Origin of the sequence: Kitasatospora sp. NPDC056531 (genome assembly GCF_042794375.1) — a bacterium.
GTDB lineage: Bacteria > Actinomycetota > Actinomycetes > Streptomycetales > Streptomycetaceae > Kitasatospora.
Window position 1 is genome coordinate 1 of the sequence record NZ_JBHTTU010000135.1, and the last position, 603, is coordinate 603.

Annotated in this window: 1 protein-coding gene; it reads right to left on the bottom strand. The window is 75.1% G+C overall.

What is annotated here, in order from left to right:
- Positions 1 to 603: MFS transporter (locus ACFQ87_RS41455; protein WP_380616140.1), on the bottom strand; the 603-nt coding region annotated here is incomplete at both ends.

A 603-nucleotide genomic window follows, 5' to 3' on the forward strand; every position in this document is an offset into this window, starting at 1 on the left:
GGAGAGCGTGCGGCCGGTGCCGATCCGGGCGACCAGGCGGGGCGTGACGGCGGCGCCGAGCAGGCTGCCGAGGCCGCCGGTGGCCATCAGGGCGCCGACGGCCGCGGCCGGTGCGTCCAGGGTGCGGACCAGGAACACCGGGGTGAGCGTCATCAGGCCGCCGCAGACGAAGTTCACCGCGGTGGCGACGGCGACACAGGGCCTGATCACCGGGTGCCGGGTGACGAACCGCCAGCCCTCGCGGATCTGCTCGCGCATGCCGGCACCGCCCGCCGGCCCGGCGGCCGGCTGTTCGGCCCGCGGCAGGCTGCCCAGCAGCGCCGCCGAGGCGAGGTAGCTGACCGAGTCCAGCAGCATCGACGCCGCGCCGCCGAGCAGCTGCACCAGGACGCCGCCCAGCGAGGGCCCGGCCAGGTCGGTGGCCGCGATGCTGCCGGAGACCAGGCTGTTGCGGGAGGTCAACTGCTCCTTCGGGACGACGGTGGGCAGGAAGGTGGAGTTGCCCACGTCGAAGACCACGCTCGCGAAGCCGATCACCAGTGCCACCACCACGAGCTGCGGCAGCCACAGCACCCCGAACGCCGCCGCCACCGGGACCGAGGC